This is a genomic window from Actinoplanes sp. NPDC051405 (assembly GCF_055586185.1).
Map to the genome: position 1 here is coordinate 344,981 of NZ_JBVJIR010000005.1, position 22,367 is coordinate 367,347.

20 protein-coding genes are annotated in these 22,367 nt (G+C 72.7%); 7 read left to right on the forward strand and 13 right to left on the reverse strand.

Features of this window, described 5'->3' with window-relative positions; all coding sequences use genetic code 11:
* Window positions 1-64: 64 nt before the first annotated feature.
* Together ACZ6S4_RS14325 and ACZ6S4_RS14330 are read right to left on the reverse strand one after the other, a co-directional pair.
* Window positions 65-1,333, reverse strand: coding sequence for a translation initiation factor 2 (locus tag ACZ6S4_RS14325; protein ID WP_465475338.1), 1,269 nt, complete (start codon window positions 1,331-1,333; stop codon window positions 65-67).
* A 127-nt stretch (window positions 1,334-1,460) separates the two neighbouring features.
* Window positions 1,461-2,312 (reverse strand): spermidine synthase, encoded by an 852-nt coding sequence (locus ACZ6S4_RS14330; protein ID WP_465475339.1) that lies wholly within the window; start codon window positions 2,310-2,312, stop codon window positions 1,461-1,463.
* Window positions 2,313-2,394: 82 nt separating this feature from the next.
* On the opposite strand from ACZ6S4_RS14330, the gene ACZ6S4_RS14335 reads away from it, so the two are divergent.
* Together ACZ6S4_RS14335 and ACZ6S4_RS14340 are read left to right on the forward strand one after the other, a co-directional pair.
* On the forward strand, window positions 2,395-3,837 hold the full coding sequence (locus tag ACZ6S4_RS14335) for a DUF1800 domain-containing protein (protein WP_465475340.1): 1,443 nt from the start codon (window positions 2,395-2,397) through the stop codon (window positions 3,835-3,837).
* A 2-nt stretch (window positions 3,838-3,839) separates the two neighbouring features.
* Window positions 3,840-5,096: a DUF1501 domain-containing protein gene (locus ACZ6S4_RS14340; protein WP_465475341.1), complete on the forward strand. Its 1,257-nt coding sequence runs from the start codon at window positions 3,840-3,842 to the stop codon at window positions 5,094-5,096.
* Here the strand turns inward: ACZ6S4_RS14340 and ACZ6S4_RS14345 are convergent.
* Both ACZ6S4_RS14345 and ACZ6S4_RS14350 read right to left on the reverse strand, forming a co-directional pair.
* Window positions 5,083-8,121: a KR domain-containing protein gene (locus tag ACZ6S4_RS14345; protein ID WP_465475342.1), complete on the reverse strand. Its 3,039-nt coding sequence runs from the start codon at window positions 8,119-8,121 to the stop codon at window positions 5,083-5,085. The genes ACZ6S4_RS14340 and ACZ6S4_RS14345 overlap by 14 nt on opposite strands.
* A gap of 90 nt (window positions 8,122-8,211) precedes the next feature.
* The gene (locus ACZ6S4_RS14350; RefSeq protein ID WP_465475343.1) at window positions 8,212-9,165 is read right to left on the reverse strand and encodes an anti-sigma factor RsbA family regulatory protein; all 954 of its coding nucleotides are present in this window, start codon (window positions 9,163-9,165) and stop codon (window positions 8,212-8,214) included.
* 183 nt (window positions 9,166-9,348) lie between these two features.
* Here ACZ6S4_RS14350 and ACZ6S4_RS14355 point away from each other — a divergent pair, with 183 nt between their 5' ends.
* Window positions 9,349-9,735 (forward strand): hypothetical protein, encoded by a 387-nt coding sequence (locus ACZ6S4_RS14355; RefSeq protein ID WP_360819162.1) that lies wholly within the window; start codon window positions 9,349-9,351, stop codon window positions 9,733-9,735.
* A 27-nt stretch (window positions 9,736-9,762) separates the two neighbouring features.
* On the opposite strand, the gene ACZ6S4_RS14360 is transcribed toward ACZ6S4_RS14355, so the two are convergent.
* Genes ACZ6S4_RS14360 through malQ form a run of 3 tightly spaced genes read right to left on the reverse strand, consistent with a single transcriptional unit; the run spans window position 9,763 to window position 12,118 of the window.
* Entirely contained in the window at window positions 9,763-9,942 is a 180-nt protein-coding gene (locus ACZ6S4_RS14360) for an antitoxin (RefSeq protein ID WP_465475344.1), read from the reverse strand.
* A 56-nt stretch (window positions 9,943-9,998) separates the two neighbouring features.
* Window positions 9,999-10,178, reverse strand: coding sequence for an antitoxin (locus ACZ6S4_RS14365; RefSeq protein WP_465475345.1), 180 nt, complete (start codon window positions 10,176-10,178; stop codon window positions 9,999-10,001).
* The gene (gene malQ / locus ACZ6S4_RS14370; RefSeq protein WP_465475346.1) at window positions 10,175-12,118 is read right to left on the reverse strand and encodes a 4-alpha-glucanotransferase; all 1,944 of its coding nucleotides are present in this window, start codon (window positions 12,116-12,118) and stop codon (window positions 10,175-10,177) included. Before malQ ends, ACZ6S4_RS14365 begins: the two co-directional genes overlap by 4 nt.
* A gap of 96 nt (window positions 12,119-12,214) precedes the next feature.
* Here malQ and ACZ6S4_RS14375 point away from each other — a divergent pair, with 96 nt between their 5' ends.
* The gene (locus tag ACZ6S4_RS14375) at window positions 12,215-12,469 is read left to right on the forward strand and encodes a hypothetical protein (RefSeq protein ID WP_212991153.1); all 255 of its coding nucleotides are present in this window, start codon (window positions 12,215-12,217) and stop codon (window positions 12,467-12,469) included.
* A 23-nt stretch (window positions 12,470-12,492) separates the two neighbouring features.
* On the forward strand, window positions 12,493-13,728 hold the full coding sequence (locus ACZ6S4_RS14380) for a chitosanase (protein ID WP_465475347.1): 1,236 nt from the start codon (window positions 12,493-12,495) through the stop codon (window positions 13,726-13,728).
* A 3-nt stretch (window positions 13,729-13,731) separates the two neighbouring features.
* On the opposite strand, the gene ACZ6S4_RS14385 is transcribed toward ACZ6S4_RS14380, so the two are convergent.
* The 4 genes from ACZ6S4_RS14385 to ACZ6S4_RS14400 form a co-directional block, all read right to left on the reverse strand.
* The gene (locus ACZ6S4_RS14385; RefSeq protein ID WP_465475348.1) at window positions 13,732-16,098 is read right to left on the reverse strand and encodes a transglycosylase domain-containing protein; all 2,367 of its coding nucleotides are present in this window, start codon (window positions 16,096-16,098) and stop codon (window positions 13,732-13,734) included.
* A gap of 94 nt (window positions 16,099-16,192) precedes the next feature.
* Complete coding sequence (locus ACZ6S4_RS14390; protein ID WP_465475349.1) at window positions 16,193-17,434, reverse strand: family 16 glycosylhydrolase; 1,242 nt, start codon at window positions 17,432-17,434, stop codon at window positions 16,193-16,195.
* 114 nt (window positions 17,435-17,548) lie between these two features.
* Window positions 17,549-18,589, reverse strand: coding sequence for a carbohydrate-binding protein (locus ACZ6S4_RS14395; protein ID WP_465475350.1), 1,041 nt, complete (start codon window positions 18,587-18,589; stop codon window positions 17,549-17,551).
* A gap of 100 nt (window positions 18,590-18,689) precedes the next feature.
* Complete coding sequence (locus ACZ6S4_RS14400; protein WP_465475351.1) at window positions 18,690-19,067, reverse strand: ATP-binding protein; 378 nt, start codon at window positions 19,065-19,067, stop codon at window positions 18,690-18,692.
* A 94-nt stretch (window positions 19,068-19,161) separates the two neighbouring features.
* Between ACZ6S4_RS14400 and macS the strand changes: the two genes are divergently transcribed.
* Together macS and ACZ6S4_RS14410 are read left to right on the forward strand one after the other, a co-directional pair.
* The gene (macS, locus tag ACZ6S4_RS14405) at window positions 19,162-20,292 is read left to right on the forward strand and encodes a MacS family sensor histidine kinase (protein ID WP_465475352.1); all 1,131 of its coding nucleotides are present in this window, start codon (window positions 19,162-19,164) and stop codon (window positions 20,290-20,292) included.
* A 31-nt stretch (window positions 20,293-20,323) separates the two neighbouring features.
* Entirely contained in the window at window positions 20,324-20,953 is a 630-nt protein-coding gene (locus ACZ6S4_RS14410; RefSeq protein WP_433732296.1) for a response regulator, read from the forward strand.
* A 3-nt stretch (window positions 20,954-20,956) separates the two neighbouring features.
* On the opposite strand, the gene ACZ6S4_RS14415 is transcribed toward ACZ6S4_RS14410, so the two are convergent.
* Both ACZ6S4_RS14415 and ACZ6S4_RS14420 read right to left on the reverse strand, forming a co-directional pair.
* Entirely contained in the window at window positions 20,957-21,514 is a 558-nt protein-coding gene (locus tag ACZ6S4_RS14415) for a DUF5709 domain-containing protein (protein WP_465475353.1), read from the reverse strand.
* Window positions 21,515-21,524: 10 nt separating this feature from the next.
* Complete coding sequence (locus ACZ6S4_RS14420; protein WP_465475354.1) at window positions 21,525-22,295, reverse strand: ATP-binding protein; 771 nt, start codon at window positions 22,293-22,295, stop codon at window positions 21,525-21,527.
* Window positions 22,296-22,367 lie beyond the last annotated feature (72 nt).

Sequence of the window (22,367 nt, forward strand, 5' to 3'; positions counted from 1 at the left end):
GCTGACAGGCAGGTTTGTCCTGGTCAGCGTAGCTATCGGAGCGCGCCGGGGCGGCGGATCAGGCTCAGCGGGGGCGCTGGCCCCGGGAGGAGGAGCCGATCTCGGGCTCGGGGCGGCGTACCCCGGCCTTGCCCGCGGCGGAGTTGGTCGCGAAGCGGGCGGCGGCCCGCCGGACGTGGGCGGCCCGGGCAGTGAGGTCGGTGGTCGGCACCTCGGACAGGTCGGCTTCCTCCTCGGCCCGCGCTCGTTCCGCCGCTGCCTGTTCCGCGGCGGCCCGCTCAGTGGCGGCACGCTCGGCGGCGGCCTGATCTGCGACGGCCTGTTCGGCGGCTTGATCCTCGGCGGTGGAGACCAGGCTGGCGATCCGGGCGGCCAGGTCGGCGGCGCGGGACGCGAGATCCGGCTGGTTGACGTGGGTGGCCTGCTCGGCCGCGGCCGCCTGCAGGGCCCGCGCCTCGTCGGCGGCCAGCCCCGGCCGGTAGCCCGGCAGCCGCATCCGGGTGCCGCTCACCGAGGGGGGATAGGGCACGTCGTGCGACCGGGCCTCGTCCGGCTGGAACTCGTAGGGCTCGGGCTGGGCCTCGTGGGGCTGGGGCTCGTAGCGCGGCGGGAAGTCCTGGTGCAGCGAGGCGAGGAGCAGGCTGTCGTGGTCCGCGTCGTCCATCACCAGCCGGTGCGGCTCAGGCACGGCCACCTCGAGCTCGTAGCCGGCCGGCGGGCCGGGGTCGGCCGGGCGGTGCACCGACAGGGCCCCGAGCAGCGTCACCGTCTGGCCCTCACCGCCCTGGAAATTGCTGAACTCCGGGCCGATCAGCAGCCGCGACAGCATCCGGGCCTGCGGCGTCGACAGGCCCAGCTGCTCCGCGTGGTCGACCCGGAAGCGGGCGATCGATTGCCGGATCAGGTTGGCCAGCTTGTCCGCGTCGCCGACCGTGGCCAGGTCGCCGCCCGCGAAGACCAGCGCCGGGAAGGAGCCGTCGGAGGCGGCGCACACGAGCTGGATCTGCGCCGCCGCGGCGGCGCGGCCCGTCGTCCGGGCGCCGGGCTGCACCCGCAGGTGCTGCGGGTAGAGCCAGCGCAGCTCACCCGAGGTGACCTCGAGGTCGTCGGGGGAGTCCGAGCGGGTGTACGCGTACAGCACACGGTTGTCGGTCACGAGGACCTCGGTGCTCTCCGGCAGCGCCCAGCGCGGCAGGGACGCCGCTTGGTCGAAGGCGTACTCGGCGACAGCGCACCGGCCCTGCCACAGGGGGCGCTCACCGCCCTGCATCGGGCCGAAGACGTCGGAGTGGCCGGTGGGAAGCGCAGTGGGGAGAAAATGCGAATCCGGCATACCTCGATTAGATCGATCCAGCAGAGGCCGGACAAGTCGCGGGGACGTGAAATTGCCTCATCGTGGAACGACGGCACCCCCGGCCCGGAGCGCGTGAACCTTTGGGCGGCGGGGTCCGTACTGCTGTCTAGGGTCGCGCGCTGAACAGCCCCTCCGGAGGGGCCGGAGAGGGAAGAGCGTCGATGTCCGTCGCCGGCTGCTGACCGGAAGTGAATCGATCGAGGTCAGTCTCGACCCGGCCCGGGAACCAGTCCCCGGCCGCGCGCCGGCTCAGCTCGGGCACCGGCGGCGAGCTCCGCCCGGCGAGCACGACCAGATTGCCGAAGCGCCGGCCACGCAGAACCGCGGCGTCGGCGACCAGGCAGGCCTGCGGGAGCGCGGCCCGGATGGTGGCGACCTGGGTACGGGCATAGCGCAACGGCGGCCCGTCGGCCACATTGGCGATCAGCCAGCCCAGCGGCGCGAGCACCCGCGCCACCTCCCGCATGAACTCCACCGATGCCAGGTGTGCCGGGGTGCGCGAACCCGCGAAGACGTCCACCACGACCAGGTCGTACCCGTCGTCGCGCATGCCGGTGACCGCCTCGCGGGCGTCGCCGACGCGTACCCGGATCTTGGCCTTGGGATCCCAGGGCAGTTCCCGGCGCACCAGCTCGACCAGCGGCCCGTCGATCTCCACCACCCGCTGCGGCGACCCGGGCCGGGTCGCGGCCACGTAGCGCGGCAGCGTCAGCGCGCCGCCGCCCAGGTGCAGGACCCGCAGCGGGGCTCCGGCCGGCGCGATCAGGTCGATGGCCGCGGCCATCCGGCGGATGTACTCGAACTCCAGGTGCGCCGGATCGGCCAGGTCGACGTGTGACTGCGGGGCCCCGTCGAGCAGCAGCGTCCAGCCCGACGCCCGGTCCGGGTCCCCGACCAGCTCGGCGACGCCCGAGCCGACGGTCTCGACCCGCCGCTCACCCCGCCTGCGCTGCGCCATGGCAGCAGTATGTCGGTTGCGATCCGGTAGCGCGGCGGCGGGAACCCTGGGATTCGGCGTCCGCGGGCCGACGTCGACGGTTGTGACGGCGACTGCGGATTTCCTCCCCGGTGACCCGTTGCTGCACCTGCTGCGCCGCGCGACGTACGGTCCGACCCCCGAGTCGACGGCCGAGATCCGCCGGCTGGGCGCGCCGGCCTGGCTGGAGCGGCAGCTCAAGCCGGCCGCCATCGCCGACCCGGTCGCCGACGACCTGGTCGCCCGGCTGCCGCTGACCCGGCTCACCATCGACGGCGTCCGGGCCAAGGTGCGCAGCGGCGGGCTCAAGATGTACGGCTGGGACACCATGTACCAGCTGGGCTGCGCCACCCTGGCCCGCGCGGTCTGGAGCGAGCGGCAGCTGTTCGAGGTGATGGTCGACTTCTGGTCCAACCACCTCAACGTCACCAACCCCGCCGGCGACGTCTGGGACAGCCGGCAGGACTACGACCGGACCGTGATCCGGCCGTACGCGCTGGGCCGTTTCGCCGACATGCTGAAGGCGTCCGCCCGGCATCCGGCGATGCTCACGTACCTCGACAACCGCTTCTCCACCAAGACCGCGCCGAACGAGAACTACGGCCGCGAGCTGCTCGAACTGCACACGGTCGGGCTGGGCTACTCCGAGTCCGACGTCAAGAACGCCGCCCGGCTGCTCACCGGCATGACGGTCAGCTGGGACGACGGGCGCTACCGCTACGACGCCGGCCGGCACGCCACCGGTGCGGTCAAGGTGCTCGGCTTCCGCCACGCCAACACGAGCGCCGGCCGCGGCCAGACCGCGGCCCTGGCCCTGCTCGACCACCTGGCCCTGCACCCGGCGACCGCCCGGCGCATCGCCACCAAGCTCTGCGTCCGCTTCGTCGCCGACGACCCGCCGCCCGCGCTGGTGACCAGGCTGGCCAAGGTCTACCTGGACAACCGGACGGCGATCGCCCCGGTGCTGCGCGCTCTGTTCGGCTCGGCCGAGTTCGCCGCGTCGGTCGGCGCCAAGACCCGCACGCCGCTCGAGGACATCGTCGCGACGGTACGCACCCTCGGCTACGCGCCCGAGAAGTCCGGCACCCAGGCGCTCAAGGCGCTCTACTGGATCACCGAGTCGGCCGGGCAGGCGCCGATGGCCTGGGCGCCGCCGAACGGCTATCCCGACGTAGCCGCCGCCTGGGCGTCGCCGTCCGGGCAGGTCGTGCGCTGGAACGCGCACCTGAACATCGCCGCCGGCTGGTGGCCGAGCACGCTGCAGCGGCCGGCATCGCTGGTCACGGCCTTCGCGGGTACGGTGCCGGCCACCTACGGCGCGCTGATCGACGCGGTGGCCACGAGGCTGGTCGGCCGGACTCTCGCCCCGGCGCACACCACGGCCATCGCCGCCTACTACGGCAAGACGCCGGCCTCGGCCCTGAAGGCGAGCGACGCCGCTGTCGGGTGGGCGTTCCCGTACCTGGTGGCTCTGCTGCTCAACTCTCCCTACTTCGCGCTGAGGTGACCATGTCCGTTGTCGAGGCCTGTGGCTGTGCCCCGGTCACCCGTCGCAAACTGCTCGCGGCGGGGGCCGCCGGGGTCTTCGCCGGACTGGTCGGTGACCAGCTCGCCACCCAACTCGCCTTCGCCGCCGACAGCTCGTACGCCGGCGACGTGCTGGTGCTGCTGTCCTTGCGCGGCGGCTTCGACGGGCTGTCCGCGGTGGTACCGGCCGGTGACGCCGGCTACTACGCCGCGCGGCCGGGCATCGCCGTGCCGAAGTCCCAGCTCATCGGGCGTGGCTCGTACTTCGGGCTGAACCCGGCGCTGGCGCCGCTGCTGCCGTTCTGGAAGGCGGGGACGCTCGGCGCGGTCCACGCCGTCGGCCAGCCGGCCCCGAACCGCTCGCACTTCTCGGCGATGGAGGAGCTGGAACGCGCGGCGCCCGGCACCACGCTGCGCACCGGGTGGCTGGACCGGATGACGGGCCGGCTGGGCGCGGACCATCCGTTCGACGCGGTCTCGGTGGGTAGTGCCCGGCCCGCTCGGGTGCTGGCCGGTCCGGCGCCCAGCCTCGGGCTGACCTCGATCGACGACTTCAAGCTCTCCGGGGAGGACCCGAAACGCCCGATGGCCGCGACCATGGCCGCCCTGTACGCGGGCGCACCCGACGCCCTGGCTCAGACCACGGCGATGACGACCGGAGCACTGGGCACCGCGGGACAACTCAAGGCCGCCGGGTACCAGCCGGCCAACGGGGCCGCGTACCCGGACACCGAGCTGGGGGCCGCGCTGCGGGACGTGGCCCGGCTGATCAAGGGGGACGTCGGCCTGCTCAGCGCGACCGTCGACTCCGGCGACTGGGACATGCACGAGAACCTGGGCGCGGCGGCGCCGGGCAAGAAGATGTACGACCACCTGGCCGACCTGGCGAAGGCGCTGGCCGCGTTCGCCACGGACCTGGGGCCGGCCGGGCTGGGCCGGGTCACCCTGGTCACCATCAGCGAATTCGGCCGGCGGGTCGGCCAGAACGGGTCCGGCGGCCTCGACCACGGCTACGGCAACGCCATGCTCATGCTCGGCGGGGGCGTCCGCGGCGGCAAGGTGCACGGCCGCTGGCCCGGCCTGGCCGCCGCCCAGCTGGTGGACGGCGACCTGGCCGTGACGACCGACTACCGCGCGGTCATCGGGGAGATCCTGCGGGCCCGCTGCGGCATCAGCGACGTGGCGAGCGTCTTCCCCGGCGTCAAGCCCAGCAGTCTGGGGCTGGTCAGCGCACGCTGAGCGGACCGGCCGGGGCGATGAACTCGATCCCCAGCAGCTCGGCCCAGAGCTCGCCGTCCGGGCCGACCAGGGCCGCGTCGCAGCGGGCCCCGCGCTCGTCGCGGTGACCGTCGGCCACGATGCACAGCGCCGGGCCCGGCAACCGGCCCCAGCGGTGGATGCGGCACTCGGCGACCCCCATGGGCAGCACCGGGCGGTGCTCGTCCATCGCCCAGACGCCGCTGAGCTGCAGCGCGCCGTCCAGGGCGGCGAGGTCCACCGGCAGGTCGTCGTCCGGCCAGCCCATCGCCCGGGCGCCGAGGACAGTGCCGACGACACCCTGGGGACCGATCTCGCCGAGCGAGCGGACCACGTGCAACCGCGGGCCGTGGAACAGTGGCCGGCCGGCGTACACCGAGCTGCCCGGGAATCGCGCCGGGTCGCCGGCGGGCCGCCACTCGCGGTCCGGCCCGGGCGCGCCGAAGCCGGCCCGGAAGCACGGCTCACCGGCGTCGTTGCTCAGCCACACCTCCCGGCCGAACACCGTGACGCCGATGGTCTGCGGATGTTCCGTCGCCACCGAGCGCAGCACCCGGACGCCGGTCAGCACGGCGTCCTGCTCCCGGACCCGAGCGGCCGCGGCCATCCAGCCCAGCCCGGCCGCCAGGGGCAGGATCGCGACGTCCTGCGGCCGGTGATCGGCGAGCCAGGGGTGCGTACCGGCGTCGACGGCGACGCTGGCCGGCTGAGCCCGGTCCGGGACCGTCGAGCGGGGAGTCAGCACGATGTGGGCGGGCCCGTCGACGGCCAGCTCGGCGACAAACGCGGCCGCGCGGGCGTGGACCGGAACCGTCTCGGTATCGCCCCGGTCGGCGTCGCCCGTCGGACCGGTCTCGCCGGCCGGATCCCAGGCCAGCGAACGGACCAGGCAGCCGGGGCGGCGGCGCTGCTCCGCCTCGGCGATCCGGTCCAGGGTGGCGCCGATCAGCGCCTGGGTGCCCTGCCCGAGGTCACCGGACCAGCCGGCCACCGAGGAGAACAGCATCAGCGTGTCGAGCGGATCCTGCGCGGTCGCCGCGAGCAGGGCGGGCAGCCCGGCCAGGTGAGTGCTCAGCGCCCGGTCGGCGTCGGCAGCGGACTTCTCTCCGGGCCGCCGGTCCACCACGACCTCGGCGCAGTGCAGCACACCCGTGATCGGGCCCCACTCCGAGCGGACCACGTCGAGCTCGGCGGTGAGGCGGTCGGCGTCGCGGTCGTCGGCGTGCACGTACCGGGTCTCGGCCCCGGCGGCCACGCAGGCCGCGATCGTCTGCCGGATCTCGCGGGCGGCCAGCACCGCCCGGGCCCGCAGCCGCATCCCGGCCAGCCCGTCCGGCCCGCCGGTGCCGGCGGCGAACTTGCGCATCAGCGACACCTCGTCGGCCGCGCCGGCCAGGTGCTCCGGCTCGGCCGCCAACGGGGTACGGCCGAGCAGCACCAGCCGGCACTGCGCCGAACGGGCCAGTTCCACCAGCGCCGCACCACAGAAGCCCCGGGCCTCGCCGGACGCGACGATGACCGAATCCGGCCCGATGACCCGCTCCCGCGGTGCCCCGGCTCCAGCCGAGACCAGCCGGCCCACCGAACGGGTACCGTCGGCGGCGACCCGTACCCGCTGCGCACCCGCACCCCGGGTGAGCTCGTCGGCGATCAGCACGGCCACGTCAGCGGGGTCGCGGTCCCCGCGCTCGCACTCGATGGCGATGGCGGACGCCGCCGGCCGGTCCCGGCCGACCGCGCCGACCAGCCCGACCAGGCCGCCCAGCCAGGCACCGGCCCGGCCGCTCACGGTGTCCGCGACGGTCACGAAGATTCCGCGGTCCTTGCCGTTGCGGGCCAGCCACAGGGCGGTGAGCTGGGCCTCGAGCGCCGCGTCGGGGGAGGCCGGGCGGGCCATGCCGCCGAGGAAGATGACGCCGCCCAGACCGGGGTGGGTGGCCACCTCGGCGGCCAGGCCGCGGGCCGTGAGCTCGGCGGCCACGGCGGTGGCGAGGCCGCTGCCGCCGTCGACGACGTGGACCGGGCCGGCGTGCAGGCCGGGCGGGGCGAGGCCGCCGAGCGGGGTCTGGGCCCAGGACATGGTCAGCCGGACGACGTCGATCTCCTGCGGGCCGGTCTGGGCGAGGCCGGCCGGCCCGGTCGGGGCGAAGCCGGTCGGCTCGGTCTGGGTGAGGGCGGCCGGTTCGGTCGGGGCGGCACCGAAGTCGAAGCCGGCCAGGCCCGGGAAGGTGGGCTCGATGAAGCCGGCATCGGTCGGGTCGGGATCCACCGCGTCGGGTTGGGTGGCCATCGCGTCGGGTTCGGTGGCTTCGCCGGGGACGGTGGCGTCCGTGGCGGTTGTCCGGTCGGTCGGAGAGGTCCCGGTGGCCTCGGCGGGGTCGGTTGCCGGGGCGGCCTCACCGGGATCCGGCGCGACGGTGTCGGTGGCTGTTCCCTGGCGATCCGGCTGAGCCGGGACGGAAGTGGGCGACGTTGCGGGGCCCTGCGGCTCGGCCGGCACCCCGGCCCGGCGTTCCGTACCCGGGGACGGCGGAACCGGCCCGGCGCGGTGGTCCGCATCGGCAGCTGGACGCAGCGCCCCGGTCCGGTGCTCTGCGCCGGCAGCCGGCGGCAGCGTCCCGGCCCGGCGCCCCGCGTCGGCAGCCGGCGGCCGCGGTCCGGCCCGGTGCTCGGCGCCCGTGACCGGGTCGGCTCGGCGGTCGTTGCCGGCCGCCGGCCAGGCCCGCCGGTTGGGGCTCGTCGCCGGCGCCGACCACCGACCGGCCGCCGCGTTGGACGGTGCGGCCGGCGGGCGGGCACGGTCCGGTTCCGTCGGGCGGCCGGTGAGGGCTTCGATGACCCGCAGGTACTCCAGGTGCGCCTCGGTCATCAGCCGCTGGAAGGTCGCGTGCGCTTCCGCGCTGTGCCGGGCCAGCTCCAGCGTCTCCCAGCCGGGAGGGTCGGCGGACTGCGCCGGCGCCGCCGAGACGGGCGCGGCGGACTGGGGGACGTGCGGGGTAGGGGGCACGGGAAGTCTCCTTGGATAGGACGGCTTTATCCGTACTATTCGGACACAGGGCGGCCCGTCGCGCCCGGGAAACGGCGGGGGTTACCCCGGTCAGGCGGGGCTGCGGCGCAGCGCGAAGCGGGCGCGGGTCAGCCCGTCCACCGAGCGGATCGCCATCGCGTCGCAGAGCTGCTGGACCAGCCACAGGCCCATGCCGCCGATCCGGCCGGGCCGCGGCGGGAGATAGCCGGCGAGCGGGCCGGGCGGCACCCGGCCGTTGTCGGTGACCTCGCACACCACTGCGTCGTCGGTCAGCCAGACGCGCAGCTCCCGGTGCTCGCCGCCGTGCCGGATGCCGTTGGTGGCGACCTCGCTCAGCGCCAGCAGGAGATTCTCGACGCGGTCGGGCGGCAGCCAGCCCTCCGCGGCGGCCCGCGCCCGGACCTGCGCGCGCAGGCCGGCCACGGAGTCGTGCACCGGTACGGTGATGACCGGCTCCCCGGTGACCGGGTACGGCGGCTCGGGCAGCTCGGTCAGCAACCGTTCCGGCGGCTGGTAGCCCACACTCTCCAGCCAGCCGTCGTCGTACAGCCGGGGGTGGGTGCGCTCGGCCGTGCTCACGGTCTCCGGCGGGAGGGTGCTGCGGTCGTACGGGCACAGCAGATGCCCGCGCAGCCCGGCCAGGGATTCGTTGAGCGCGGACTCGAAGCGGACCCAGCTGCGCGCCCCGTGCGCCGGCGTGGTGTGCCCGATCAGCCGCATGAACGGCCGGCCGCTCGACGCCGCGGCCCGCAGCAGCTGGGACCAGCCGGCGATCGTGCGCACCGGGCGGACGTACCACTCGTCGGCCGGCAGGAACCGCACCTCGGCGGCGTCGGCGGCCAGGGCGTCGCGCAGCAGGCCGGTGCAGTGGGCGTTCGCGGCGACCGCGACAGCCTCGTCCCGGGCCAGCCCGTCACGGACGAAGGCGGCCAGCGTGTTGCCGTACGCGGTGTCGGAGTCGTAGAAGAAAGCCGAGTGGGTGAACGCCGGACGCGCGTCGGCGGCTGCGCCGCTTCCCTGCACCTGGCCCCACCTCCGAGCACCGCCGATCGACCACGGTAACACCGGGAGGGCGGGCCGGAAGATGCCGAGCGTTTCCGGTGCACCACTGCGAGTGAACGAAGACGCCCTTATACGTGAAACCTGTCATGCGGACGATGGGCCGCGGTCCACACTGGGCCCGACCAACCAACGTGGAGGTGAGTGGTGTCGGGTACGGGGACCAGCGCGCTGGCCGAGATCATCGGCAACGGGCCGGTGCGAGCGGCCGGGCCGCCACCGGCCGACGACATGGCGGCCATTCTCGCCGCCGCCCAGCACCGGGCGGGACCGCCGCTCAAGATCCGGCGGCACGAGTCGGAGGACGGGCCGGCCTACTGGCGCTGGGACTGCGACAGCTGCGGTGAGTACGGCGGGGGCCGGCACCACAGCGACGCGATCACCCGTGCGATGCGGCACTGCGGGGAGCACCCGGAGCACCGCTCGTCCTTGCTGCCGCCGTCGCGCTGCCGCGAACGGGACCACCGCCTGGCGGTGCATCCCATGCTCTTCGCGCTCGACGACGACCCGCCGCCGGAGCCACTCGCGAGCTGAGCTGCGAGCGGCCCCGGAAGGCGAAGGTCACTGCTGGGTGTCGCCCTGACCGGTACGGGCCTGAGCCTGGTCCACGCCCTTGTCGATCTGGCTCGAGTGCTTGTTGCCGGTGCGGTCGTCGATCTGGTCACCGGCCTTCTCGATGCCCTTGTCGACCTGCTCGTCGTGCTTGTCGGCCATGTCCTTGGCCTTGTCCATGAAACCCATGTCGGTGCCCCTTCCGTTGGTACGGACGGGGTGCCCGGGCCAGATGGCGGCAAACCTCAGACGCGGGTGTCTCCGTCGCCGGTGCGCTTCTGGGCCTCGTCCACACCCTTGTCGATCTGGCCCGAGTACTTGTGGCCGGTGCGCTTGTCGACCTCGTCGCCGACCTTCTCCAGGAGCTGGTCGACCTGCTTGTCGTGCTTGTCGGCGAACTCCTTCGCCTTGTCCAGGAAGCTCATGCGGCCGTTCCTTTCTTCGCGCTCAGCACCTCGGCGATCCGGGCCACCCGCGGGTCGGCGAGGATCTCCTCCAGGCTAGCCGTGAGCGGGATCCGCCAGTTCGGATACTCGTCCGTGGTGCCCGGCAGGTTGGGCTGGCGCAGTTCGCCCAGCACGTCGTAGAGCGACGCGGTGATGAACCGGCAGGGCGTACGGGCCAGGAACTCGTGCATCGCCACGATGATGTCCTGAGCCGGGGTGTCCGACGTGATCAGGCCCTCCTCGGTGAGCCGGACGAGCAGCTGGGCCCGGTCCTTGTCGGCGAACTCCTGCTCGTCCTCGACCGGCCCGGCCAGCTGACCGAGCTCGGCGCGGACCCGGACCTGCTCGCCGACCAGGAATCCGGCCGCGGTCGGCAGGTCATGGGTCGAGATGGTGGCGAGCGCGTTGCGGGGGTAGTCCGCCGCGCTCAGGTAGCCCTCGGCCGGATCGTCGTAGTCGCGGGTGAACCACAGCACCGCCGAGCCGAGCATGTTCATGCGTTCCAGCGTCTCGGTGACCACGGGCAGCACCGTGCCGAGGTCCTCGCCGATCACCACCGCGCCGGCCCGGTGCGCCTCCAGCGCCAGGATGCCGAGCATGGCCTCCGGGTCGTAGTGCACGTACGTGCCCTCGGCCGCGCCCATGCCCGGCGGCACCCACCAGAGCCGCCACAGCCCGGCCACGTGGTCGACCCGCAGGCCGCCCGCGCGCCGGAAGATCCGCTGGAGCATGTCCCGGTACGCGGCGTAGCCGGTCTCGATGAGCTGGTCGGGACGCCACGCGGCGAGCCCCCAGTCCTGGCCGAGCTGGTTGAACGCGTCCGGCGGGGCGCCGGTGTGCACGCCGGCGGCCAGCACGTCCTGCAGCAGCCAGCCGTCCGCGCCGCTGGGGTCGATGCCGACGGCGAGGTCGTGCACGATGCCGACCGGCATCCCGGCGTCCCGGGCGGCCCGGTTGGCCGCGCCGAGCTGGTCCTCGAGCAGCTGCTGGAGCCAGACGTGGAAGGCGACCCGGTCGCCGGTGCGGGCGGCCAGCACCGCGGGGGAGTCCGGCCGGCGGAACTCGGCCGGCCACTGCTGCCAGTTCGGCCCGTGCACCTCGGCGAGCGCGCAGAAGGTGGCGAAGTCGGTCAGCCCTGGGTCGGCGGTGAGGTCGACCTCGCCGGCCAGCGGCCAGAGCAGTTCCAGCGCGGCCCGCTTGGCCTGCCAGACCGCGGTGTAGTCGATCAGGCCATCGGCGGCCGGCGCCGGCCGCAGGGCGTCGACCTGCTCCCGCAGGGCCGGATCGGCCCGCCGGTACGCGTCGGTGTCGGCGACCCGCAGATACAGCGGGTTGGCGAACCGGCGGCTCGACGGCGAGTACGGCGAGGCCGGCACCGGCACCGTCGGTGTGATCGCGTGCAGCGGATTCAGCAGCACCAGCCCGGCACCGTGGCTGCCCTCGACGAAGCTGCGCAGGTCACCGAGGTCACCCATGCCCCATGAGGCGGCCGAGTGCAGGGCGTAGAGCTGGAGCATCCAGCCCCAGGTCTCCGGCGGCTCGGGCAGCTCGGTGGGGACCACGACCAGGGTCACGTCCTGCTCGTCGGTGACCAGCCGGTGCCAGCCCAGCGGCAGGTCGCGGGGGAGCTCACCGTCGGCCTGCACCCGGGTGCCGTCCTCCAGCTGGATCGTGCCGGTCAACGGCTGGGTGCCGCCCTGCCGGACGACCACGGTGCCGGGCAGCCGGTGCTGCTCACGGGCGGTCCGGATCTCGGCCAGCTCGGCGGCCACCGACGCCGGGGAGGAGGCGTCGACACCGAGCAGGCCGAGGACGCCGATCACCGACTCCGGCGACACGTCCTTGCGCTCGCGATGCCAGTCCTCGTACCAGGTCGCCACCCCGTGCGCCTCGGCCAGAGCAGTCAGATCCGCGTCCATCCCCGTCCCCTCATTCGATTCCGCTGGGTCATACCCTGCCCTGTCGGCGGTAGTCCGGTCATGCGGGTCTTGCGGTTGTCGGCCAAGATGGAACGCATGTCTTCTGCAGTGAAGTGGTGGTCACGGCTCAGCGCCGCCGTGACGGGCGCCGTCCTGACGCTGGTCATCCCGGTGCACGCCTGGGCCGCGAGCAACGGCACGGCCGAGCTCGCAGTGGAGGCGGCGCGTTCGCGCCGGCGCCGCGGCGGCATCGGTTTCCTTCCCATTTTCGGCGGCCTGTGCTGCCTGCTCGTGGTCGCCGGCATCGTGCTGGCCTTCGTGCTGATTTCCCGGAACCGCAAACGTCGCTGAGCCCGCCCACCTAGCTTGGAGGGGTGGGTATCCGGGCGAAAGCGATCGCGCTGGGCACGGGGATAGCCGCGGTGTGCACCGTGCCCCTGGTCATCACCGTCACCGCCGACGCGGCGCCGGACGTGCTGCTCTCCAAGGGCCGTCCGGTCGCCGCGTCGACGGTGTCCGGCGCCGGTCAGGACGCCACCAAGGCGGTGGACGGCTTCGCGAGCACCCGCTGGGCGGCCGGTGCGGCCGGCTCCCAGTGGCTGCGCGTCGACCTCGGCAAGGCCCAGGACGTCAGCCGGGTGCGGCTGCGCTGGGACGGCGGGTACGCGAAGTCGTACCGCGTCCAGGTCTCGAGTGACGGTGCCGCCTGGCGTGACCTCTACCGCACGAGCAGCGGCGACGGCGGCACCGACGACCTCAAGAAGCTCAACGGCACCGGCCGCTACCTGCGGGTGCTCGCCACCCAGCCGGGCTCCGCGAGCGGCTACTCGCTCCACGAGGTGCAGGCCTTCGGGCCCGGCCCGGCCGCGCCGGTCAAGGAGGGCTCGCCCACGGTGGCATCGTCCTCACTCGCCGCCGGTCTCGCCGACCCGCGGAAGAAGGCCATCGCGCTGCAACTGGTGTCCAGCGCGGAGAACTCGACGCTGAACTGGCGCGGCGAGTTCGGCTACCTGGAGGACATCGGCGACGGGCGCGGCTACACCGGTGGCATCGTCGGTTTCTGCAGCGGCACCTCGGACATGCTGGCGCTGGTGACCGAGTACACCCGCCGGGTGCCCGGCAACAAGCTGGCGAAGTATCTGCCGGCGCTGCGTACCGTCGACGGGTCGGACTCGCACGCCGGGCTCGACCCCGGCTTCCCGGCCGCCTGGAAGGCGGCCGCCGCCGACCCGGCGTTCCAGAAGACCCAGGAGGACGAGCGGGACCGGATGTACTTCGCTCCCGCGGTCGCCCTGGCCTCGGCGGACCGGGTACGCGCCCTGGGCCAGTTCGCCTACTACGACGCGGCGGTGATGCACGGCCAGTCCGGGCTGCGCAGCATCCGCGCCGACGCCATGCGCAAGGCCAAGACGCCGAAGCAGGGCGGCGACGAGCTGGTGTGGCTCAACGCGTTCCTGGACGCCCGGGTCAAGGAGATGCGCACCGAGGAGGCGCACAGCGACGTGACCCGGGTCGAGACGGCGCAGCGGCTGTTCCTGAAGGCCAGCAACCTCGACCTGAACGGGCCGCTCAGCTGGCGCGTCTACGGCGACAGCTTCACGACCCGCTGACCGTCAGTCGTTGCCGGGCTTCTTGTCGTCTTTCTTGGGATCCTTGTCGTCCTTACCCTTGCTGATCTGGATGCTCACGAAGCCGCCCTCGATGGTCCGGCCCTCCGGTGCGGTGCCTGCCGCCTGACCTGCTGGGCAGTCCGACGCGATCTCCGTGCCCGGGCCCACGATGAAGCCCGCGCCCTTGAGCTTGCTGGTCGCCGCCGAGACGCTGAGGCACTTCACGTCCGGGATCGAGCGTTGCTCGCCCTCGGGCAGCTTGTCGCCGGAGGGCTTCTTGAACTGCTCCTTCGGCTTGCCCTTCATGATGTCGTGCATGGTCTCCCAGACCGCCGGGTTCACGATGGAGTGGCTCAGCCGGTACGGGTGGTCCTGGTAGTCCGGGTTGACCAGGTAGCCGGCCACGACCATGGACGTCGTCCCGATGATCAGTGACGCGGTCTTGTCGTTGTCGGTGGTGCCGGTCTTGCCGAAGATCGGGTGACCCACCGCGCCCCGGGCGGCGCCGGCCGTACGGCCCTTGCAGCTGCCCAGCTGGGCGAAGTCGCCGACCGGGCAGCGGGCCGCGTCGATCGCCATCCGGGCCACGTCCGGTTTGGTGGCCTGCCGGCAGTTGGGCTTGCCGACGTCGAGCTTCTCGCCCTTGGCCGTGGAGATCTGCTGGACCGGGGTGGGCGAGCAGTACTTGCCGTCGGCGGCCAGCGTCGCGTAGGCGTTCGCCATCTCCAGCGGCGTCGAGGCCGACACACCGAGGGTGAAGGCGCCCCAGTCCTTGGCGTTCTTGGTGGCCATCTCCTTCTCCTTCGGGGAGCGGAACTGCACACCGAAGCGCTGCGCGACGTCGACCACCTTGTCCGCGCCGACGCTCTCCTCCAGCGGCACGAAGAACGTGTTGACCGAGGCCCCGAACCCGGTCCACATGTTGTACGGGCCCTTCTCGCTCTTCGACGCGTTCGTGGGGCACCAGTACCCGCCGCCGCACGAGGCCGGCCCGGTGTCCCGGTAACCGGACTTGTACTGGTACGTGGTGTTGATCGGGTACGACGGCGGGTAGCCGTTCTCCAGCGCCGCCACCATCGTGAACATCTTGAACACCGACCCGGCCTGGTAACCGGTGATGTCACCACCGCCGGTGAGCAGCGGGTTGGTGGTGTTGGGATAGGTACCCCGGATGTTCTTGGCGGCCTTCTTCGGGTCCGAGGACATCTTGTTGTGCTCGACGTCCAGCTTGAAGCGGCGGTTGGCGGCCAGGGCGCGGACCCGCCCGGTGCCCGGCTGGACGGCGGCGAGCAGCAGGGCGTCGCGGTTGTTGATGCCGATCTTGTCGGTGATGTTCTTGCGGGTGGCCGCCTGCGCCTTGATGTCCAGCGAGCTCTGGATCCGGTAGCCGCCGCTCTTGAGCCGCCGCTCGCGGTCGTACACCGTCCGGCCGAACTCGGGCCGGCTGAGCCACCACCGGTAGAAGTAGTCGCAGAAGAAGCCCCAGTGGTTGGTCTGCACGGACGCGCACCCGTTGCCGGTGCGCTGCGTGGTCCGGCCGAGCTTGACCTTGATCGCGGCGGCGGCCGCCTCGGGGGTGATGTAGCCGAGGTCGCGCATGTTGCCGATCACCCAGTTGCGCCGGTCCAGCGCCCGGGGGTAGCCGCGCGGGGTGGTCGGGTCGAAGCCGCTCGGCGCCTTGACCATGCTGGCCAGCAGGGCCGACTCGGCCACGGTGAGGTCCTTGGGCTGCTTCTTGAAGTACACCTGGCTGGCCGCGAAGATGCCGTACGAGCCGTTGCCGAAGGGCGCCGCGTTCAGGTAGCGCTCCAGGATCTGCTGCTTGCTCAGCTCCTTCTCCAGCTGCATGGCGTACTTCATCTCGGTGACCTTGCGGGTGGTGGTGTCCTCGGTGGCGTCCACGACCTCCTGCGGGGTGCTCGCCGAGTACGCCAGGGACATCTTCACCAGCTGCATGGTCAGGGTCGAGGCGCCCTGTTTGTCGCCGCCCTGCTTGTTGTTGACCAGGGCGCGTACGGAGCCCTTGAGGTCGACGCCGTTGTGCTTGAAGAACTGGTGGTCCTCGGCGGCGACGATGGCGTTCTGCATGTTGATCGAGATGTTCTTGAGCCCGACCTCGCTGCGGAACTCGTCGTAGAACACCGTGATCAGCGTCTTGTTGTCGGCCGCGAAGACCCGGGTCAGCTGCGGGGCGGTGGCCTGCTTGAGCTGGCTGGGCAGATTCTCGAAGGCTTCGCCGCCGGCCTTGGCCGCCAGCCCGGACATGGCCACGGCCGGGAAAGCGGCCGCGGCCACGGCGACCCCGGCCAGTAAGCCGCACACCAGCAGCGAGGACACGTTCGTGACGAAGTGGTGGTCGCGTCCGCGCATCAAGGAGATCCGTTCCACGGTGAGAAGACAATCAATGCCGCCCGGGTCGCCGAAGCGGCCCGGGCGGCAGAGTAACGGTCGTACGCAAACAGCGTCAGACCTTGGTCCACTTCTGGTTCGTGGTGCCGCCGCAGTCCCACAACTGCAACTGGGCTCCGTTGGCGCTGTTCCAGTCCTTCACGTCGACGCACTTGTTGGCCGAGACGTTGACCAGGTCACCCGCGGCCGACAGGGTGAAGCGCTGCACCGGGTTGCCGTTGCAGGTGACCAGCTGGATCGGGGTGCCGTTGGTCAGCGCGCCGCCGGCCGGGTCCATGCACTTGCCCAGGCCCCGCAGCGTGCCGTCGCCGTTCGGCGCCCACTTCTGCGCGTCGCTGCCGTTGCACTCCCACAGCTGCAGCCGGGCGCCGTCGACGGCGTTGCCGCTGGGGATGTCGATGCAGCGGTTGCTGAAGTTGGACCGCAGCGCGGTGCCGCCGGTGGCCGGCGGCGGGGTGGTGCCGCCGTCGGTCCACGCCGAGACGCGGACGTAGTCGACCAGCATGGTCTGCGGGAACTGCGTGCTGCCGTCCGGGTAGCCGGGCCAGTAGCCGCCGACGGCCACGTTCAGGATCATGAAGAAGTTGTGGTCGAAGACCCACTGGTCGCCGCCGAGGTTGGCCGGCGTGATCCGGAAGTACTCCGCGCCGTCGAGGAACCAGACGATGAGGTTGGGCGACCACTCCACGGCGTACGTGTGGAAAGCGTCACCCAGCGCGGCGCCGATCGTGCGGCCACCGCCGATGCCCTCGGCGCCGGAGTAGCCGGGGCCGTGCACGGTGCCGTGCACCGTGTTCGGCTCCTTGCCGACGTTCTCCATGATGTCGATCTCGCCGGTGGTCGGCCAGTTGTTGCCGCCCAGCATCCAGAAGGCCGGCCAGATGCCCTGGCCCTTGGGAATCTTGATGCTGGCCTCGAAGCGGCCGTACCGCTGGGAGAACTTGTCGGCGGTCAGGATCCGGCCCGACGTGTACTGACAGGTGCCGTAGTGGCACTGGTAGTTGGCCGGGTTCTCCTTGCGGGCGGTGATCGCCAGGTGACCCTGCCCGTCCTGCCGGACGTTGCTGGTCGAGTTCGTGTAGTACTGCTGCTCGTTGTTGCCCCAGCCGCTGCCGCCGATGTCGAACTTCCACTTGCTGGCGTCGATCGGGCTGTTGGCCGCGCCGTTGAACTCGTCCTGCCAGGTGATGCCGCCGATGGCGGCGTCAGCCGTGTCGTTGCGGGAAGCGGCCACGAGGCCGCTCGTGAGGGTCGCGGCGACGACGGCCGCCGCGAGCAGAATGCGGGTTTTTCGCATGGGGGATGAGCCTCCGGGGGAAGAGGTTGTTAACACTTTTAGCAGTGTTTACAGATTCACCGGTGTCAGTCAAGGGAGACTGGTTCCGGAACCCCCGATAACGCTTTACCCGGGTCAGATCTTCTTGAAGAGGGCCGGCAGCGCGGTCGGCTCCCAGCCGGGCAACGACGTGTGCGTCTCCAGCACCTGGTATTCGACGTTCTTGAAGGTGACCAGCTGCCCGGCGACGTAGTCCGTGAACGGCGCCCACTGCGCGGCCGCCGGAGCCGCCGTCGGCGGGGTCGTGGGCGGCGTGGTGACGGCCGGCGGGGTCGTCGTGGGCGGGATCGTCGGCTCGCCGGCGGGCGGCTCGGCCGGCTCGGTGGTCGGCGGGGTCGTGGGCGCCTCGCTGGTCGGCGGCGTGGTGGCGGGCGGCTCGGCCGAGGCGCCGGCCCCGGAGAAGCTGACCGAGTCGACGACCATCCGCGCCGGGAGATCGGCGTCGCGCCGGTCGTCGCCGACGGTGAGGCTCAGTGCCAGCCGGAACGGCTGCCCGGTGTCCACCCCGCGCAGCGCCTCCCGCCGGACCGGCGAGCCGTCGACGGAGAAGGTCACCTCGCCCGGCTTCCAGTCCACCGCGTACGTGTGGAAGTCGTCGTCGGTGACCGGGTCGGCCAGCAGGTTCAGCGCACCGGTGCTGGTGCGCACCGCGCTGACGAGCTCGAACGTGGGCCGCAGACCCTCGTCGGCGGGCACCCTGATCCGCGCCTCGACGTGGCCGGCGGTGCCGCGCAGCGTTCCCCGGGTGTAGAGGCGGGCCGTGGAGAAGGCGTCCCGGTCCTCGTCGCGCAGGATGATCACGAGGTTGCCGTCGCCGTCCAGCCGGGCGTTGCGCACGCTCTGGCTGAACTGCACGCCGCCGTTCACCCGGTCGGTGCGCAGCGCCCACTTGCCCGGGTCGACCGTGCTGCCGCGCCGGCCGGAGAACTCGTCGGCGAAGGCGGGCAGCGACCGGCTCAGCCGGTCGGTGCTGCGGTTGCGCTCCGCGGCGTCCGCGCTGTCGTTGCGGGTCGGCAGCCAGACGGCGGTCACCAGTCCGGCGGTCGCGACCACGAATGCGACGACTAGTCGGGGGCGCAGCCACGTGGGCTGCTGCGGCGCGCTGTGTCGCGGCACGGGGAAACCTCCGGGGGGCAATGATGCTGAAGCGTCAGCAGAGACATAAGAAGATCTGCGGGCAAACGTCAAGTCGGGGCGGCCGAAATTAAAAAAAGATTCAGGATTTCGCGTCGGTGCGGCTGGAAATGCGTACGGCCGTACCGTCGGGTCCGGTTTTGATCGCACATGTGTCCGTCAGTTCCCGGACGAGCCAGAGGCCCCAGCCGCCCGGTTGGCCCGGCGGTGGCCGTTGCGGGGTCAGCGACTCCAGACCGGTGCCGTGGTCGGTCACGTCGCAGAAGACCGAACCGTCCTCGGCCCAGAGACCGAGATGCCCGGTGCCGCCGCCGTGCCGCACCGCATTGGTGAGCAGCTCGTTGACGGCCACCACAAAATCGTCCAGCCGGGCCCCGGTCATGCCCGCCTCCTCGGCGCGGGCCGCGACGGCATGCCGCAGCTCGGTGATCCGGCTACGGTCGAACGCCTCTGAGATCAATGCTTCCGTACCGATGACTCGACCGTAGGCGACGTCTGATCATTCCGCTGGGCGAGCGCGGGTACGGGTGGGCGGCGTATGGGATCGTCGGCCCATGGCGCAATCGAGCGGGCTGCAGAACCCGCTGTGGCGGGCGATCGCGGTGTACCGGATCGCCGCCCTGGTCTACGTGGCCGTCCTGGTGGTCCGCAACGTCGGGGCCTACGAACGGCCCATGCTGGCCTGGCCGGCGCTCGCGGTGGTGGCCGCCTGGACGGTGTTCACCACGTACGCGTACGCCGTACCGGCCCGGCGCCGGCCACCCCTGCTGGTGGTCGACCTGCTGGTCACCATGGGCGTGATGGCCGCCAGCCTCGGGGTGGTCGGCCGGGCCGGGCTCGAGGCCGGCCTGCCGACCCTGGCCGTGGCCTGGCACGTCGCCCCGGTCATCGCCTGGGCCGTGGCCGGCGGCCGGCGCTGGGGCATCGCGGCGGCGCTGGTCATGGGCGCCACCGACCTGACCGTCCGCGCCCACTACGACCAGGCCGCGTTCACCGGCACGGTGCTCATGGTGCTGGCCGCGACGGCGGTCGGCTACCTCGTCGGCGTCGCCCAGCGGTCGCAGCAGCGCCTGGAACGAGCCATCCAGCTCGAGGCGACCATCCGCGAACGCGAACGGCTGGCCCGCGACATCCACGACTCGGTGCTCCAGGTGCTCGCGCTGGTCAAACGCCGCGGGGCCGGCCTGGACGGGGAGGCCGGCGAGCTGGCCCGGCTGGCCGGTGAGCAGGAGGCGGCGCTGCGCACCCTGGTCACCGGGCGGACGGCGGAACCGGTCGACGAGCACGCCGAGGTGGATCTGATGACGTTGCTCGACCCGTACGCGTCGGCCACGGTGTCGGTCGCCGCCCCGGCCGGCGCGGTCCGCCTGCCCTCGCGGGTGGCGACCGAGCTGGCGGCCGCCGTCGGCGCCGCCCTGGACAACGTGGTGCGGCACTGCGACCCGGGCACCAAGGCGTGGGTGCTGGTCGAGGACGAGCCCGCCGAGGTGACCGTGAGCGTGCGCGACGAGGGCTGCGGGGTCCCGCCCGAGCGGTTCGCCCAGGCGGAGGAGCAGGGCCGGCTCGGGGTGGCCCAGTCGATCCGCGGCCGGATCGCCGACCTGCACGGCACCGTGCGGATCACCTCCGCGCCCGGGCAGGGCACCGAGGTGGAGCTCAGCGTGCCCCGGGCATCGATAGGCTGAGCCGGTGACAGAGGCACCGAGGACCCGGGTCATGGTCGTGGACGATCACCCGATGTGGCGCGAGGGGGTCAGCCGCGACCTGACCGCGGCCGGCTACGACGTGGTCGCCACCACGGGCGAGGGGCGCCAGGCGGTCCGGATCGCCGCGGCCGCCCGCCCCGACGTGGTCGTGCTCGACCTGCAACTGCCGGACGTGTCCGGCGTCGAAGTGATCAACGGCCTGCTGGAGGCGGTGCCCGGCGTCCGGGTGCTGATGCTCTCGGCCAGCGGTGAGCAGCAGAGCGTGCTCGACGCGGTCAAGGCCGGGGCGAGCGGTTACCTGCTCAAGTCCGCCGCCCAGGCCGAATTCCTGGAGGCGGTGAGCCGTACGGCCGCCGGGGACACCGTCTTCACGGCCGGGCTGGCCGGGCTGGTGCTCGGCGAGTTCCGCCGGCTGGCCGTCGAGCCGCCCGCCGCGGACGGCATGACACCGAAGCTCACCGAGCGTGAGACCGAGGTGCTACGGCTGGTGGCCAAGGGCCTGTCCTACCGGCAGATCGCCGACCGGCTCGTCCTCAGCCACCGCACCGTGCAGAACCACGTGCAGAACACGCTCGGCAAGCTCCAGCTGCACAACCGGGTCGAGCTCACCCGCTACGCCATCGAGCAGGGGCTGGACTAGGCCCTACCGGTAGTCGGGCGCGTTCGTCTCGTGCATGGCCAGCTCTTCCGCGCTGGCGCCGCCACCGGACGCGCCGGCGTCGTACGCGATGCTGTCGGCCTCGTCGTCGCTGCCGTAGCCCTCGTCGGTCTCCACCAGCCGGCCCACCGGGCGCGGGTCGTCCGCGTCGAGCTGGCCGTCGTCGTAGAGCGACACCGCGGAATTCGGGTCGGAGGTCGGGCTCGCGCCCCACACGTCCGCGTCGAACCGCCGCTGCTCGGAGGAGTCGACGGTCTCGTCGATCGGGTCCCGCTCGGCCGGCAGCGGGTCCTCGGCGCCGACGTCGGGCTCCTCCTGGCGCAGCCGGTAGTCCAGCGGCTCGCCCTGACGGGCCTCCTCGGCGGTGTCGCCGTAGCGGTTGGAACCGCCGGGGCCGACACCCGCGAGCGCCGCCGGATCGGCACCGTCGGCCCACCGGGTGCTCTCCACCGAGTCGTACGCGTTCGAGTCGTCGTCCGCGGTCTCGGGCAGCCCGGAGGCCTCCGGGTCGGACACCTCGGTCGGGTAGTCGTTGTCTCGCATGTCCCGCAATCTACCCGCGCGCGTGGCCGGCCAAGCCTGTGCTGGGCAGTTGGCCGGCGGACTCGCCGGCGTCCAGCACGGCCCACACGACCTTGCCGTCGTCCAGCGGCAGGCTGCCCCAGCGCTGCGCCACCGAGTCGATCAGCAGCAGGCCGCGGCCGCCGTACGAGGTCACCGGGACCGGGCTGCCGGTGAAGCGGGGCACGTGCGTGGAATGGTCGCGGACGGCCACCGACATGCTCTCGCCGCGCAGGGCGAACAGCACCGTCATCGGGGTGTGCGCGTGCGCGACCACGTTGTTGACCATCTCGGTGATCACGATGCAGGCCGGCCCGGCCAGGTCGGGCAGGTCCCAGCGGGCGCATGCCTCGGTGACCAGCTCCCGCGAACGCCGGGCCGCGCCCACGACGGGCTCGAGCGGGGCCCGCAGGAAGCGCCGCGGCTCCGGCGCGCCGAGGGCGGCGATGGCCTCCTCGGGTGTCGGCCAGACCGGCAGGCCGGTGTCGCGCCAGGCCGAGGCGCCCGGGCCGGCACTCAGCAGCAGATGGCAGCCCGGCCAGTCGGCGGCGTCCCGGGCGAGGTCGGTCAGCACGGTGACTGCGTCCGGCGCACCGGCGGTGAGCTGCCGGACGTCGACCACCAGGGCCTCGGGCTGATCGGCGAGCAGCCCGAGCAGGCAGGACCGCACGCGTGGGGCGGTGGCGGCGTCGAGCACCCCGGTCACCCGGACGACCGGATAGGCCTGCCCTGCGTCGACCTGGTGTCGGACCTCGCTCGCCATGATCGCTCCATTGTGCCTAACGCGTGTGGGCTTCGCATTCCGGCACGGGGCCGCCCACGGGTGCGTTGCTTC

What these genes read in the sequence shown, in the direction of transcription:
- ACZ6S4_RS14360 (WP_465475344.1), bottom strand. Translation starts at nt 9,942, where the DNA reads ATGGGTTTCATGGACAAGGCCAAGGACATGGCCGACAAGCACGACGAG.
- ACZ6S4_RS14365 (WP_465475345.1), bottom strand. Translation starts at nt 10,178, where the DNA reads ATGAGCTTCCTGGACAAGGCGAAGGAGTTCGCCGACAAGCACGACAAG.
- ACZ6S4_RS14410 (WP_433732296.1), top strand. Translation starts at nt 20,324, where the DNA reads ATGGTCGTGGACGATCACCCGATGTGGCGCGAGGGGGTCAGCCGCGAC.
- ACZ6S4_RS14330 (WP_465475339.1), bottom strand. Translation starts at nt 2,312, where the DNA reads ATGGCGCAGCGCAGGCGGGGTGAGCGGCGGGTCGAGACCGTCGGCTCG.
- ACZ6S4_RS14385 (WP_465475348.1), bottom strand. Translation starts at nt 16,098, where the DNA reads ATGCGCGGACGCGACCACCACTTCGTCACGAACGTGTCCTCGCTGCTG.
- ACZ6S4_RS14390 (WP_465475349.1), bottom strand. Translation starts at nt 17,434, where the DNA reads ATGCGAAAAACCCGCATTCTGCTCGCGGCGGCCGTCGTCGCCGCGACC.
- malQ (WP_465475346.1), bottom strand. Translation starts at nt 12,118, where the DNA reads ATGGACGCGGATCTGACTGCTCTGGCCGAGGCGCACGGGGTGGCGACC.
- ACZ6S4_RS14340 (WP_465475341.1), top strand. Translation starts at nt 3,840, where the DNA reads ATGTCCGTTGTCGAGGCCTGTGGCTGTGCCCCGGTCACCCGTCGCAAA.
- ACZ6S4_RS14325 (WP_465475338.1), bottom strand. Translation starts at nt 1,333, where the DNA reads ATGCCGGATTCGCATTTTCTCCCCACTGCGCTTCCCACCGGCCACTCC.
- ACZ6S4_RS14420 (WP_465475354.1), bottom strand. Translation starts at nt 22,295, where the DNA reads ATGGCGAGCGAGGTCCGACACCAGGTCGACGCAGGGCAGGCCTATCCG.
- macS (WP_465475352.1), top strand. Translation starts at nt 19,162, where the DNA reads ATGGCGCAATCGAGCGGGCTGCAGAACCCGCTGTGGCGGGCGATCGCG.
- ACZ6S4_RS14415 (WP_465475353.1), bottom strand. Translation starts at nt 21,514, where the DNA reads ATGCGAGACAACGACTACCCGACCGAGGTGTCCGACCCGGAGGCCTCC.
- ACZ6S4_RS14375 (WP_212991153.1), top strand. Translation starts at nt 12,215, where the DNA reads ATGTCTTCTGCAGTGAAGTGGTGGTCACGGCTCAGCGCCGCCGTGACG.